This window comes from Georgenia sunbinii (assembly GCF_036421875.1).
In the GTDB taxonomy this organism is placed as follows: Bacteria; Actinomycetota; Actinomycetes; order Actinomycetales; family Actinomycetaceae; genus Georgenia_B; species Georgenia_B sunbinii.
Genome location: NZ_JAZGOL010000002.1, coordinates 73,363 through 87,521 on the forward strand (window position 1 = coordinate 73,363; position 14,159 = coordinate 87,521).

10 protein-coding genes and 1 riboswitch are annotated in these 14,159 nt (G+C 71.6%); of the genes, 3 read left to right on the forward strand and 7 right to left on the reverse strand.

Going from position 1 to position 14,159, the window contains the following annotated elements; genetic code table 11:
- Nucleotides 1–21 precede the first annotated feature (21 nt).
- The 4 genes from V2J52_RS04790 to V2J52_RS04805 all read right to left on the reverse strand — a co-directional run bounded on the left by V2J52_RS04790 (nt 22) and on the right by V2J52_RS04805 (nt 6,237).
- A complete protein-coding gene (locus V2J52_RS04790) occupies nt 22–3,591 on the reverse strand; it encodes a metallophosphoesterase family protein (protein WP_331226545.1) in 3,570 nt (1,189 codons plus the stop codon).
- A 177-nt stretch (nt 3,592–3,768) separates the two neighbouring features.
- On the reverse strand, nt 3,769–4,866 hold the full coding sequence (locus V2J52_RS04795; protein ID WP_331226546.1) for a VIT1/CCC1 transporter family protein: 1,098 nt from the start codon (nt 4,864–4,866) through the stop codon (nt 3,769–3,771).
- A gap of 60 nt (nt 4,867–4,926) precedes the next feature.
- Entirely contained in the window at nt 4,927–5,940 is a 1,014-nt protein-coding gene (locus V2J52_RS04800; RefSeq protein WP_331226547.1) for a Gfo/Idh/MocA family protein, read from the reverse strand.
- 6 nt (nt 5,941–5,946) lie between these two features.
- Entirely contained in the window at nt 5,947–6,237 is a 291-nt protein-coding gene (locus V2J52_RS04805) for a YtxH domain-containing protein (RefSeq protein WP_331226548.1), read from the reverse strand.
- 121 nt (nt 6,238–6,358) lie between these two features.
- Here V2J52_RS04805 and trpS point away from each other — a divergent pair, with 121 nt between their 5' ends.
- Entirely contained in the window at nt 6,359–7,504 is a 1,146-nt protein-coding gene (gene trpS / locus V2J52_RS04810) for a tryptophan--tRNA ligase (RefSeq protein ID WP_434056374.1), read from the forward strand.
- A 351-nt stretch (nt 7,505–7,855) separates the two neighbouring features.
- Here trpS and V2J52_RS04815 read toward each other — a convergent pair whose 3' ends face one another.
- The 3 genes from V2J52_RS04815 to V2J52_RS04825 all read right to left on the reverse strand — a co-directional run bounded on the left by V2J52_RS04815 (nt 7,856) and on the right by V2J52_RS04825 (nt 12,537).
- The gene (locus V2J52_RS04815) at nt 7,856–9,037 is read right to left on the reverse strand and encodes a GmrSD restriction endonuclease domain-containing protein (protein WP_331226549.1); all 1,182 of its coding nucleotides are present in this window, start codon (nt 9,035–9,037) and stop codon (nt 7,856–7,858) included.
- Nucleotides 9,038–9,226: 189 nt separating this feature from the next.
- Nucleotides 9,227–11,641, reverse strand: coding sequence for a 5-methyltetrahydropteroyltriglutamate--homocysteine S-methyltransferase (gene metE / locus V2J52_RS04820; RefSeq protein ID WP_331226550.1), 2,415 nt, complete (start codon nt 11,639–11,641; stop codon nt 9,227–9,229).
- Nucleotides 11,641–12,537, reverse strand: a complete 897-nt coding sequence (locus V2J52_RS04825) for a methylenetetrahydrofolate reductase (RefSeq protein WP_331226551.1) — start codon at nt 12,535–12,537, stop codon at nt 11,641–11,643. The genes metE and V2J52_RS04825 overlap by 1 nt, the downstream gene beginning before the upstream one ends.
- Before the next feature lie 31 nt (nt 12,538–12,568).
- Nucleotides 12,569–12,661: riboswitch (SAM riboswitch) on the reverse strand.
- 227 nt (nt 12,662–12,888) lie between these two features.
- Here V2J52_RS04825 and V2J52_RS04830 point away from each other — a divergent pair.
- Together V2J52_RS04830 and V2J52_RS04835 are read left to right on the forward strand one after the other, a co-directional pair.
- Nucleotides 12,889–13,464 carry a bactofilin family protein gene (locus V2J52_RS04830; protein ID WP_331226552.1) on the forward strand — a complete coding sequence of 192 codons (576 nt, stop codon included), beginning with the start codon at nt 12,889–12,891 and terminating at the stop codon, nt 13,462–13,464.
- 128 nt (nt 13,465–13,592) lie between these two features.
- On the forward strand, nt 13,593–14,141 hold the full coding sequence (locus V2J52_RS04835) for a DUF4287 domain-containing protein (protein ID WP_331226553.1): 549 nt from the start codon (nt 13,593–13,595) through the stop codon (nt 14,139–14,141).
- Nucleotides 14,142–14,159 lie beyond the last annotated feature (18 nt).

The following is a 14,159-nucleotide window of genomic DNA, read 5'->3' on the forward strand; positions in this document are numbered from 1 at the left end:
TGGTCGCGTGAAAGTGAGTCGTCAGGAGACGCCATCCGGTGTCCGGCGCACACCGAGCGTGTCGCGACCGTCCCCGTTCCAGTCCCCGACGTACACCTCGTCACCCACACGGCCGTAGGAGATCGCCAGTTCCGCCTCGCCACCGGTGAGCGAGTTGTTCACGTGGTAGGCCTTGCCCCGGCGCACCGCGAAGGTGTCGTGCCCGTCGCCGTCCCAGTCACCGGCCAGCGTCACGTCACCTTCCCGGCCGAATGTGAAGACGTGATCGGCGTCCCCGCCGGCGATGGTGTTCTTCACGTGGAAGTTCGTGCCGCGGCGTACCGCGAATGTGTCGGTGGCGTCGGCGTCCCAGTCACCGACCATCACCTCGTCGTCCGCGCGGCCGTAGGAGATCACCTGGTCAGCGTCCCCGCCACGCAGCGAGTTCATGACGTGGTACTCGCTGCCACGGCGCACCGCCAAGGTGTCGATGCCGTCGCCGTCCCAGTCACCCACCAGCACGACGTCGTCCGCGCGTCCGTACGTGAAGACGATCTCGGCAGCCCCACCATGCGGCTCGTTGCTCACGTGGAACGTGTTGCCGCGACGCATCGTGATCGAGTCCGCCCCGTCACCGTCCCAGTCACCGATCAGCACCTCGTCGGCGAACCGGCCGTACTGGAACACATGCTCCGGGACACCGTCCCACCCGTCGTTGAGGAAGAACCCGAACCGCTGAGTCGGCTCCTCGGGCTCACCCGGCTCACCTCCGGTGGTGAACGTCGCCAGCGGCGACACCGCGCGACCCTCGGTGGCATTCTCCGCCACCACGTACCACCCGTAGGTCTCACCCGGCTCGAGACCCGTCCACTCTGCCGACGCAGCTTCACCGGAAGCCACCGTGACGGAGCCGATGGCGTCGTCGGAGAGCACCGCGACGGAGACTGCATCAGTGGCGATCGACGTCGTCCTGCTCGTCAGGTTGACCGGGACCGTGAACTCATCCTCTCGCCCGTCGTAGCGGGACGCGGGGTCGAACTCAGTGGCACCGTGGTTGTCCATCCACGGTGAGTACGTGTCAACGGTCATCTCCGAGCGGTCCACGTCGAACTGCAGGAACCGGAAGAAGCCGGCCATCCGCTCGCCGTCAACCTCGTACGCCTGGTAGTCCGCGAGCATCTCGACGACGTTGTGCCCCGGCTCGGCAACGTCCGTGAGTACGTTCGTACCAACACCGCTCACGTGCCCGGACAGCACGAGGAACACGTTGGAGTGCTGCGAGACCAACGAGTCGAAGATCGGCTGACCGTCCGGGCTCGCGTAGCCCGCGCCACGACCGTCAGGAGCACTCGACGCGCCGAGGTAGTCGTGCGACGCGATGATCGCGTTGCGGTCGGGGTACTGGGAGAGGATTTCGTCCGCCCAGATCAGCTCCTCGTCGGTGACGTAATACGCCAGGTGGAGCGCGATGAAGTCGAGCCCACCTGCGGAGAAGAGGTCGTAGTGGTTGGAGTTGTCGCCCTCGCGCCACGGGGCACCGTACTCAGCGTTCTCCCACGAGTCCGACAACGCCTCGTACCGCTCGGGACCGAAGTACTCGTTGTACAGGTCCTCGTCGGCGCCGAAGACGTTGTCGTGGTTGCCGGAGAGCACGCCGTTGGGGATGCCCGCGTCGTCGAGGATCGACTGCATCTCGTCCGCAAACTCCCACTCGGCGCGGACCTGGGCGTTCCAGTCCTCGTTGTCGGTGAGAAGGAAGTGGTTCTCGGTGATGTCACCGGAGTGAAACGCGTAAGCGATGTTGCGCTCGTCGGCGTTATCGACGATCCACTCCGGGATCGCCCGGTACGCCTGCGCGAACGCGGCGCGCTCCTCGGCGGACTCACGCTCCGTCGCGCCCTCCGACAAGTACTGCGTGTCAGTGTTGTGCACGAGCGAGAAGTCGTAGGTCCCCGGGTCGCGGAACGCCTCATCGGGATCCTCCGCGATGTCGTCGGCAAACGGGTCGTAGCCCTCGACGAGGAGGTGCACCTCGGCCCCGTCGACGTGCTCGACGCCGGCAGTACCGGACGCCTCCGTCGGCCCGTCGGCCGTGCCGCGGACGTCGGTGGCCTTCTCCCAGACGAGCTTCTCGGTGTTCCACACGTGCAGGCGGACCCCTCGCGCGGGGTCGACCTCGCCTGACCACGACACGACGAGCTCGTCGTCCGCGGCAGCCTCCACAGGCACGTCGAACCGCTGGTAGGTGACGCCCTCGGCGGCCGGGCTGCGCAGCACCTCACCGTCACCGGGGCGCAACGCCACGGTGTCCGCCTCGGTCTGCCCGGTGAAGTCCAGCTGGCTCACCGGGAGCTCTTGCGCGGTGCCCTCGTAGGCCGCGTCAGGGAACGTCGGGTTGGCCGCGTAGAACGTCGCCTCGAGGTCCGAACCGTTCGGGTCGACAACCTCAGCGTGCAGCGTGACGTCGCTCCCCTCCTCGCTGCTCCCGCTCTGCGGGGACATCGCCCCGACGTTCGCGGAGTTCGGCGACGTCGTGAAAGAGACGACGTGGCGAGCGGTGTTGCCCAGCTCGTCCTCCGCCTCGACGACCAGCTCGTGCTCACCGGCCGCCAGATCGTCCGAGGAGATCGTGTCGCCGACGGCGACTACCCCGCCGTCGAGCGTGAGCGTGGGGGTGCCGCGGACACCGGCCTCGTCGGCGACCCGGGCATCAAGGGCGACGTCTCCGATGAGAACGCTCCCCGCAGCCGGAGTCGAGTCGATGAGCGCGGGCCCGGTGTTGTCGACGACGAGGCCGTGCGTCGTCGTCGCGCCGCCCGCGGTGCTCGCGGTGACCTCGTGAGCGCCGTCGGGGAGCTGGGTGGTGTCGAGCACGTGAAGGAGTCCGGCGTCGGCACCTGGCTCGCCGCCGATGGTGAACGTGAGGTCGATGGAGCGCGGTCGGGTCTCGTTCGACCCACAGTTGCCGTCACCAATAGTGATGTCCGAGGGGTTGGCGTCGTCGCGGATCTCGGTGCCGTCGGCCAGCGCGAGGCGGAAGTCGTCGAGGACGAAGTCGTCGTAGTTCATGCCGCACGAGCTGGGACGCGGACCCGCGCCCAGCGTGATCGTGTTCTCCCCGTGGACAAGGAGTTCGTACGGGACGCTGATGTCCGTCGTCGTGCTCGCGTACGTCTCGAGGATCGTGATCCGCGTGCCGTTGACCACGAGGTAGTTGCTGTAGCCCCGGGACATCGAGTTCGAGCCGACGTTGACCTGGAAGGATGCCTCGCCGTCCCCGAGTGTCGGCGCCGCGGGTACGTCGTCGCCGTTGACGGCGAGCGAGGCGAGCGGGTCCGTGCTGGACGTCGACGAGGCGGCTAGCGTCTCCCGCCCCGCGATCCGGGTACCGTCCGCCGGGGTGATCGTCGGCGACCCGGCGATTTCCTGCGCGGGGGTCGCCGCTGCGGGCTCCCACTCGCGCGGCAGGATCGGAGTGAGGGCGTTCTCCCCCACGGTGTCCACCGGGCTGTCGGGTGCCGCAGCGTGGACCGCGGCAGCCGGGACGGCCGTCACCGCCATAACGAGGCCGACGGTTGCCGCCGTGAACCGAGGAAGTCGTGAAGAACTCACGCATGCTCCTTCTGTGTGGTTGACGCCGGGCTTACGCTCCGGCGGCACCAGGGTCACCCACGGAGATGTCCCGCCGGCCACGCCACGATGACGTGCGGCTGAACGATCGGAGCGGTCCAGGCGTGCCCACTGCGGCCCTCCTCATCATCGAGGTAGCCGCCCCCACGCCGTCCAGAGTCAGCCCAACGTCGTCCCGAACACCAGCCCCAGCAGGTACGTCACCGCGGCCGCGCCGTAGCCGATGCCGAGCTGGCGCAGCGCCCGCTTGAGCGGCGGGGCGCCGGAGAGAACCCCGACGATCGCGCCGGTCGCCAGCAGCGCGAGCCCGACGATGACGGTGGCGACGACGATCGCCGTCAGACCGCTGAGCCCGAAGATGTAAGGCAGCACCGGCAGCAAAGCGCCGGAGGCGAAGAAGCAGAAGCTCGCCCCGGCGGCCGTCCAGGCGGTGCCGATCTCCTCGTAGTCCTGCTCGCCCTCGGTCGCGGGGCGCTCGGGTGCCGCGTTACGTAGCACCTGCTCGGCGTGCTCGGTGGCCTCCGGCGCACTCATGCCGCGAGCGCGGTAGACCAGGGCGAGCTCGTTGGCGTCGACGTCGAGGTGCGGGATGGCGTCGTCGGCGGTCGGGTCGGGCTGTGACGCCTCGAGCAGCTCGCGCTGGGAGCGGACCGAGACGTACTCCCCCGCCGCCATCGACAGCGCCCCGGCGAGCAGGCCGGCGATCCCGGTGAACAGCACCGTCTCGCTGGCGACGCCGGTCGCGCCGATCCCCAGCACGAGCGCCAGGTTGGACACCAGGCCGTCATTCGCGCCGAACACCCCCGCCCGGAACATCCCGGACATCCGGCTGCGGCCGCGGGTGGCGAGCGACCGCACCACCTCGCCGTGGATCTGCTCGTCGGCCGCCATGGCCGCGGTCGCGTCGTCGTCCGCGCCGTAGCTGGAACGGGTCTCGGCGCGCTGCGCGAGGGCGAGCACGAACACCCCGCCGAACCTGCGGGCGAGCCAGCCGAGCAGCCGGGTGCGCACCGCGCCCTTGCGCGGGTAGCCGACATGGTCGCCGAGCAGCTCACGCCAGTGCGTTTCGTGGCGCCCCTCGGCCTCGGCCAGCGCCAGCAGGATCTCGCGCTCTTCGCCGTCGCGGCGGTTGGCGAGGTCGCGGTAGACGGCGCCCTCGGCGCGTTCGTCCGCGAGGTACCTGCGCCACCGCCGAACCTGGGCGCCGGTCGGCCTAGCGGTCCCGCCGTGGTCGGGCGAAAGGTCTGTGGGAGTCACTTGTGCAGCATCCCAGGTCCGTCGCGGACCCGGGAAGCCGTGCCCACCACGCGACCGCCGTCAGGAGAGCGCGGTGTGGATCTCCTCGATGATCTCGATGACGGCGAGCGACTCCGAGGGGTCCACCGGCAGCGGGCCGTCGTCGCGCAGCGCGGTGGCGAGCAGCGAGTAGAAGGTCGGGTAGCTGCCCGGCTCGCTCGGCACCCGGGCGAGGTCGCCGACGACGCCGAGCACGCCGTCGTCCTCCGCCGTAGGTCGGCCGTAACCCGGGTCGGTCGGCAGCATGCCGCGGCCGAGCTGGTCCTCCTGGACGTCCCCGGCAGCAACGGTGAAGGCAGCCTGCGAGCCGAGCACCCGCAGCCGCGGCCCCGGCTGCCCGACGACCAGGCTCATCCACAGGTGCGACTGGGTCCCGCCGTCGTGCTCGAGCGAGACGAAGACGTCGTCGTCCGCGGCACCGCCGTACTGCGACACCTCCGCGTGCACGACCTCCGCCGGCCCGAACAGCACGAGCGCCTGGTCGATGAGGTGGGCGCCGAGGTCGAACAGCACGCCACCGCCCTCGCGCCAAGTGGCCTCGGCCTTCCAGGCCTTGGTCTGCCCGGTCTTCCAGCGTTCGATCCGTGACTCGTACCGGTGCACCTCGCCCAGCGCCCCGCTGTCCAGCAGCCGCCGGAGGGTGAGGAAGTCACTGTCCCAGCGCCGGTTCTGGAACGGCACCAGCACCTGCCCCAGCTCGGCCGCGCGCGCGACGAGCTCGCGGCCGCTCGCGACGTCGACGCTCAACGGCTTGTCGACGACGACGGCGCAGCCGGCTTCCAGCGCGGCGGTCGCCGTCGGCACGTGGGTCTGCGGCGGCGTGGCGACGACGACGAGGTCGACCTCCTGCGCGAGCGCCTCCTCGAGCGACGGGACGACGCGCGCCTCGGGGTAGCGCTGTTGCGCGTCGGCGACCCTGCCCGGATCGCCGGTGACGATGACGTCGAGCGAGTACGCGTCGTCGGCGGCGATGAGGGGTGCGTGGAAGACGCGCCCCGCCAGCCCGAAGCCGACGAGGGCGGTGCGGCTCGGCATCTCGCCCTAGATCCCCGGCTGCGACGGGGACGGGCGGACCGGCGCGTCGTCCGCGGAGGACGCCGAGGAGTGGATCCGCGTCTTCACGGCGTCGGCGACCTTGTCGGTGACCGCGGCCGCCTGGTCGCGGGCCACCTGGCCCACCTTGTCCTCAACCTTCTGCACGCTGGACTGGACGCGCGGGTCCTGCCAGACGGCCCGGCTGGTCGACTTGATCCGCTCGAACTGCTGCCGGCCGGCACGGGTGCCGAAGAAGTAGCCGACACCGACGCCGAGCAAGAACGAGAGCTTGCGCATGGACGTGCACCTTTCGAGTTGCCTGCCTGGCCGCCCAGCCTACGGGCCGCGCCTGCCACGTGCGCGCCCGGTGGCCGGGCGCGGCGCGGTCCACCGACGGTGACGAACTACCATCGTCCCCATGGCACAGGCACCGATGAGCACCGACGCGATCACCGAGGCGGACGCGGAGGTCGCGGACGCACTCGCCGACGCGACGTCCGAGGCGTCGCTCGCCCGGACAGTGATGCGCTCGGCGACCATCGAGTCACAGATCGACACCGACCCCTCCCGCTTCCGGGTGCTCACCGGGGACCGCCCCACCGGCAACCTGCACCTCGGCCACTACTTCGGCACCCTCGCCAACCGCGTCGCGCTGCAGCGCCGCGGGGTGGAGACCTGGGTGCTCATCGCCGACTACCAGGTCATCACCGACCGGGACGCCGTCGGCGAGATCGCCGAGCGCACACTTTCGCTCGTCGCGGACTACCTGGCGATCGGCCTCGACCCCGCGAAGACGACGATCTTCAGCCACTCCTCGGTGCCGGCCCTCAACCAGCTGATGCTGCCGTTCCTGTCGCTGGTCACCGACTCCGAGCTGCGCCGCAACCCGACCGTCAAGGCGGAGTTCGACGCCACCGGCGGCCGCCCGATGTCGGGTCTGCTGCTCACCTACCCGGTGCACCAGGCGGCGGACATCCTGTTCTGCAAGGCGAACCTCGTGCCGGTCGGCAAGGACCAGCTGCCCCACCTCGAGCAGGCGCGCGTCATCGCCCGCCGGTTCGACGAGCGCTACGGCCGGTCCAACCCCGCCGAGCCGGTGTTCCCCGCCCCCGAGGCGCTGCTCTCCGCGGCCCCGCTGCTGCTGGGGACCGACGGCCAGAAGATGAGCAAGTCCAAGGGCAACACCATCGAGATCGGGATGGACGCCGACGCCACCGCGAAGAAGCTGAAGAGGGCCGTCACCGACGCCGACCGCAACATCACCTTCGACCCCGCCGGCCGGCCCGAGGTCTCCAACCTCGTGCTGCTCGCCGCGCTGGCCAGCGGACGCGACCCGCACGAGATCGCCGAGGAGATCGGCGCCGGCGGCGGCGGCACCCTCAAGCGGGTGGTGACCGAGGCCGTCAACGAGCACTTCGCGCCGATCCGCGCCCGCCGCACCGAGCTGCTCGCCGACCCCGGCCACCTGCGCCAGGTGCTGGCCGCCGGCAACGACCGAGCCAACGAGGTCGCCGACGCCACCCTCACCGAGGTCCGCACCGCCATGGGCATGATCTACAACTGACCCCCAGCCGCATTTCCCAGCCCCGGCCCCAGCCCCCCCTTCGCCGACAGCTGGATTGTCACCGACAGCAGACTTGTCAGCGACAGCAGGATTGTCAGCGACAGCAGGATTGTCAGCGACAGCAGGATTGTCAGCGACAGCAGGATTGTCCGCAGAATTCTCTGCCTACGACAGGGCTGGGAGCGTCGACAATCCCGCTCTCGACGATAGGGGCGGCGTTGACAATCCCGCTCTCGACGACTCTAGGGGAGGTCCGCGTTGACAATCCCGCTCTCGACGACTCTGGGGGGAGGCTCGCGTTGACAATCCCGCTCTCGCGAGAGGTGGGTCTCGCGTGAAGGGCGGGCGGGGTTACTCGCAGACGGTGCCGTCGTTGTCGCCGTCGCGGTACCAGTCGTACTCCGGGTCTGTACCGGCGACGTAGGGGCCGAAGCCGGCCGCCTTGGCGTCCTTGCAGGTGCGGAACTGCGGGTCGGTGCTGCCTCCCTGGACCGGGGCTGGGCTGGCCGGCGGCGCGGACGTCGGTGCCGGGGCCGTGCCGGCGAGCTCCGGCATGAGGGCCGCGGTCTCGCGGATCGGCAGCGGCTGGTCGGGGCACCCGTCGAGGACGCTGACCATCGCGCGCTGCTCCGCGTCGGTCACCCACAGCGAGTACTCGCGCTTCACCGCGACCTGCCGAGCCACGTACTCGCACCGGAAGGACGTGTTCGGCGGCAGCCAGGTGGCGGTGTCCCCGTCGCCCTTCTGCGAGTTCAGCGGGCCGTCGACGGCGAGCAGGTTGAGCGGGTCGTTGCCGAACTCGCGCATGGTCGCACCGTCCCATGACTGCGCGCCCTTCTGCCAGGCGTCGGAGAGCGCGACGACGTGGTCGATCTGCACGTCGCTCGACGTGTCCGCGCCGCGGCGGAAGGAGATCTCGGCGCCCGAGTACGGGTCGTGCAGCAGCCCGACGGTGACCACGCAGCCGTTGGTCCCGGGCTCGACCACGAGGTCGACGAGGTCACGGCGCAGGACGTCGTTGCGGACGTCGCAGCCGTTGCGGTCCTGGTCGTAGGACCGGTAGGCGAACAGGTCGCGGTCGTACCCGGTCTTCGGCGCCCGGCCCTTGACGACCAGGTCCTGCGCCGCGGCGAGCGCAGATCCGGCGCGCTCGTCCACCGCCGGTGACGTCGACTCGGTCACCGTCGGCTCCCCCGCCGCGTCCGTCGTCGGCTCCCCTGCCGATGACGGGCTCGCCGCCGTCGGCGGCGACGTCGGCGCGTCCGGAGCCGCGTCGGCCGGCGGGCTCGCCGGCATCGTCGCGGCGCCGCTGGCGACCAGCACGGCCGCGACGACGAGCGCCACCGCACCACCGCCGCGGCCCGGCAGGTTGAGCGGCCGTCGGCCGGTGACGAGGGCCGCGAGGCCGACGACGGCGGCCGCCAGGCCGAGGACCATGAGCACGCCGGTGAGGCCGTCGACGAGCACCCCGAGGACGATCAGGGCTGCGACGGTGCTGACGGTGGTGCGCCACCGGCGTGAGGAGGAGGACACCCCTCATCTTCGCCTGACGACGACCATCGCTCCAACAGCCGCACCCGTGATGTCTCTATCCTCACGACACCGCGGCGAGAGTGCCCTGCCGCGCCGGCAGCGGCGTACCGGGGCCGGCAGGCCGCGACCCCGGATCGGGATCGCGGCCTGCCCGCCCGGCGCCGAATCAGCTGACCCGGCAAGCCAGGTTCAGACCGCGGCGGTCTGCGACAGCTTCTGCCGGACGGCGGCTGCGGCCTCGACGAGGTGGCGCAGCGCCGGCTCCACCTCGGCGTACCCGCGGGTCTTCAGCCCGCAGTCGGGGTTGACCCACAGCAGCCGTGCCGGCACCGAGTCGGCGGCCAGCGCGACGAGCTCCTCGACCTCGGTCTCGCTGGGCACCCGCGGCGAGTGGATGTCGTAGACGCCCGGGCCGACGCCGCGTGCGAAGCCGGCGGCCTGCAGCTCGGGCAGCACCTCCATCTTCGAGCGCGCTGCCTCGATGCTGGTGACGTCGGCGTCGAGCGCGTCGATGGCGCCGATGACCTCACCGAACTCCGAGTAGCAGAGGTGGGTGTGGATCTGCGTGCGGTCCGCGACGCCGGCGGTGGCGAGCCGGAACGAGCCGACCGACCAGTCGAGGTAGGCCTGGTGGGCCGCGGCGCGCAGCGGCAGCAGCTCCCGCAGCGCCGGCTCGTCGACCTGGATGACGCCGATCCCGGCAGCCTCGAGGTCGGCGACCTCGTCGCGCAGCGCGAGGGCCACCTGCGTGGCGGTGTCGCCCAGCGGCTGGTCGTCGCGGACGAAGGACCACGCGAGGATCGTCACCGGCCCGGTGAGCATGCCCTTGACCGGCTTCGCGGTGAGCGAGGCGGCGTACTGCGACCACTCGACCGTGATCGGCGCCGGGCGTGCGACGTCTCCCCACAGGATCGAGGGGCGGGTGCAGCGGGTGCCGTAGGACTGCACCCAGCCGTTGCTGGTGACCGAGAACCCGTCGAGGTTCTCCGCGAAGTACTGCACCATGTCGTTGCGCTCGGGCTCGCCGTGGACGAGCACGTCCAGGCCGAGGTCCTCCTGGAGCGCGATCACCCGGGCGATCTCCTCGCGCATCGCGGTGGTGTAGTCGGCGTCGCTCAGCTCGCCCTTGGTGTGGCTGGCGCGAGCCTTGCGGATCTCGGCGGTCTGCGGGAAGGAGCCGATCGTCGTCGTCGGCAGCGGCGGCAGGTCGAGGACCGCCTCCTGCGCCGCGACCCGCTGCGCGAAGTCGGCGCGGCGGTAGTCGGCCTCGGTCAGCGCTGCGGCCCGGTCGCGCACGTCGGCCCGGCGGACCCCGGCGTGCTCGAGACGGCTGCGGCGGCGGTCGGCAGCGGCGTCGAACGCCCCGGCTGCCGCCTCACGACCGTTGACCAGCGCGGTCGCCAGCGCGAGGACCTCCTCGATCTTCTGGTCGGCGAACGCCAGCCAGCTGCGCACCTGCGGGTCGAGCCCGGTCTCCGGCTCGACGTCGTAGGGCACGTGCTGCAGCGACGTCGAGGTCCCGACGGCGAGCCGGCCGGTGGCGACGGCGTCGGCCGCCAGCCCGGCGGCGAGCGCCTCGAGCTTGCCGAACGCGGCGTCGAGGTCCGAGCGCCACACGTTGCGGCCATCGACCACGCCGGCGACGACGGTCACGTCGCCGAGCACGCTGAGCACCTCGGGCGCCGGCACCTCGCCGCGCACCGCGTCGATCCCCACCGCCTCGACGCCGGCGGCGGCGAGCACCGGCAGCGCATCCTCCGCCGGGCCGTAGGCGATCGGCACGAACAGCGCCGGCCGGCCGGGGCGGGTGACCTCCCCGGCGAGCACCTCGTAGGCGCGGGCGGTGGCCGCGAGGATCCGCTCGCGCGGCAGGTCGGAGTCCACGGCCAGCGCCGGCTCCTCGATCTGCAGCCACGGCACACCGGCCTCGCCCAGCGCGTGGAGCAGGTCGACGTAGGCGGGCAGCAGGTCCTCGAGGCGGTCGAGCGGGTGGAAGCCCTCGGGCGCGGGGGCGGCCGGGGCGGCGCCGTCGGCCTCGGTCGCCGGCTCCTCGCCGACGGCCTTGCTCAGCAGCAGGAAGGTCACCGGCCCCACGATCGTGGGGCGGGTGGTGATGCCCTCGGCGGCGGCCTCGAGGAAGAGCTGGACGACGCGGCAGTCGGTGAGCCGGAAGCTCGTCTCCGGGCTGATCTCCGGCACCAGGTAGTGGTAGTTCGTGTCGAACCACTTGGTCATCTCCAGCGGGGACCGGTCGTCCTTGCCACGGGCCACGGTGAAGTAGCCGTCGAGGTCGAGGGCGCCGTCGTCGTCCTGGAGGTGACGGAACCGCGGCGGCACGGCACCGACGGTGGTCGCGGTGTCGAGCACCTGGTCGTAGTAGGAGAAGTCGCTGGGGATCGACGCGTCGTCACGGCCCAGGCCGAGCTCGACGAGCCGCTGGCGCGAGAGTCGCCGCAGCCCGGCGGCCGCGACCTCGAGGTCGTCGGCGTCGCTGCGGCCGGCCCAGAAGGACTCGATCGCCCGCTTGAGCTCGCGGTTCGGCCCGATCCGGGGGTACCCGAGGATCGTGGCGGCGGGCAGCACGGGGGTGGTGGAGTCGGGCATCACAGTGTCCTTGCGTGAGTGGGGGCGATGGTGGGTAGCGGCCGGCGCAGACGCTCGACGACGTCGAGCGCCGGCCGGAACTGGTTGAAGGTGTACAGGTGGATGCCGGGAGCGCCGGCGGCGATCGCCGCCTCGACGAGCTCGACGGTGGCGTCGATACCGAGGCGGTGGCGGTGCTCGTCGTCCTCGACGGCGAGCAGGTCGACCACCCGCTGCGGCACCTCGACGCCGGTGAGCTGGGCGAGGCGGGCGAGGCGACCGGGGTCGGTCATCGGGATGATCCCGGCGACCACGGGCAGGACGACGCCGGCGGAGCGGGCCTCCTCGACCAGCGAGACGTAGGGCTCAACGTCGTAGAAGACCTGGGTGACGGCGAAGTCGGCGCCGGCGGCCTGCTTGTCGAGCAGGGCCCGGACGTCCTGCGCGCGGGTGTGGCTGGTGCCGGCCGGGTAGGCGGCGACGGCGATGCTCACCGCGCCGTCGGTGCCGAGCCGCTCTCGCTCGACGTCGCGGATGAGCTCGACGAGCTCGCTGGAGCCGGCCAGCCCGCCAGGCTGCGGCTGCCAGCGGGTCTCCCCGGCCGGCGGGTCGCCGCGCAGCGCGAGGAAGTCCCGCACCCCGTCGTCGACGAGCTGCCCGACGAGGTCGGCGAGCTCGGCGCGGGTGGCGCCGACGCAGGTGAGGTGGGCGATCGGCGGCACCGTCGTCTCGCGCAGGATCCGCCGGACGACGTCGCGCGACGCGGTGCGGGAGGAGCCGGAGGCACCGTAGGTGACCGAGAAGAAGTCCGGGCCCGCAGCGGCGAGGCGCTGGACGGTCTCCCACGCGGCGGCGGCTGTCGCCGGCGTGCGCGGTGGGTAGAGCTCGAACGAGACGGTCGGTCGGCCGGACGGCACGGATACGAGGCTAGCGGTGCTCAACAGAGTTCTCCCATCGAACCTGGCGGAAGCACCCTCACCCGTGATCGGGGGGTTGCTGCGACGTCGACGAGCCAGGACTCTCGGCCGCTCTTGATGGCGTGGACATCGTGGCGGCGACGGTTGTCGCTGAGCAAGACACGTCCACCATGCGAGACCTGCAGGTTCGCCTGATGGCAGAAGTCGTCCCGCCCGCACGCAGGTGAACAGCGGGTGACCGGGCGGTGAGAGGCCTCTCACCGCCCCCTCACGGTGGCCTCACGGGCACCCGATGGACTGGTGCCGATCCACGGGGACGGTCCCGAGGACTTCGAGAAGAGGAACACCGCCATGAACGTTCGACGCACTCTCGCTGCCGGCGCGGTCGCCGGGCTCATGCTCGTTGCACTCCCGTCCGCAGCACAGGCCGACGAGATCGTCCGGTCCGGCAACTACACGGTGGCCGCCGGGCGCACCATCGACGGCGACCTCAAGGTCCGCAACGGCACCCTCACCATCAACGGCACGGTCGAGGGCAACGTCAAGCAGGTCGGAGTGGGCTCCATCGTCATCGGCAAGAACGGCCGGGTCGACGGCAACGTCGAGGAGACCGGCCACGGCACCGTCCAGGTCCACGGCCGGGTGGACGGCAACATCCAGGAGAGCAGCACCGGCAAGCTCGAGATCTTCCGCACCGCACGCGTCGACGGCAACGTCCATGAGCTGCACGACGGCGCGGTGTACATCCGCGGGACCGTCGACGGCAACGTCAAGGAGAGCGGGGCCGGCCACCTGTACCTCTACGGCACCGCCCGGATCGACGGCAACGCCAGCGAGCGCGACAAGAGCAACCTGTACGTCTACCGCGGCGCCCGCGTCGAGGGCGACATCAGCGAGGGTGGTGCCGGCAGCCGCATCAACCGCTGACCGGTCCGCCAGCCGCGACGCCCCGGTTCGCCGGCCAGGCCGCCCACGCCGCGGCGCGCCCCCACCTGCCCGGTGGGGGCGCGTCGTCGCCCTTCCCGCACCGCCACGGCGCCAGTACCGTGTGCGCCATGACGCGACGTACCGAGGACCTGGTCGGCGATGACACCGTGGTCGACCGCACCGGCCGCCCGCGGCAGGAGTGGTTCGCGCTCCTGGACGGCGCCGGCGCCACCGGCTGGGACCACAAGCGGATCGCCGCCTGGCTCGTCGAGGAGCACGACGTCGACGGCTGGTGGGCGCAGGGCCTCACGGTCGGCTACGAGCAGGCGCGTGGCATGCGCGAGCCGGGCCAGCGCCCGGACGGAACTTTCGAGGCGAGCGCCTCCAAGACCGTCGGCCGCTCCGTCGACGACCTCTTCCCGCACCTCGCGGACACCGACCTGCGCCAGGCCTGGCTCACCGGGCCGTGGCAGCAGACCGGCGTCACCGCCGGCAAGACGGTCCGGCTGGCCGGGGACGACGGCACCCGGGTGCTGCTCTCCGTCACCGCTGCCCGCGAGGGCCGGGTCAGGGTCACCGCGACCCACTCCCGGCTGCCCGACGCCGACGCCCGCGACCGCGCCAAGACCTTCTGGCGCGACGCCGTCGGGAAGCTCGCGACGCTCCTCAGCCGCTGAGCCGAGGTCCGGCCGGCG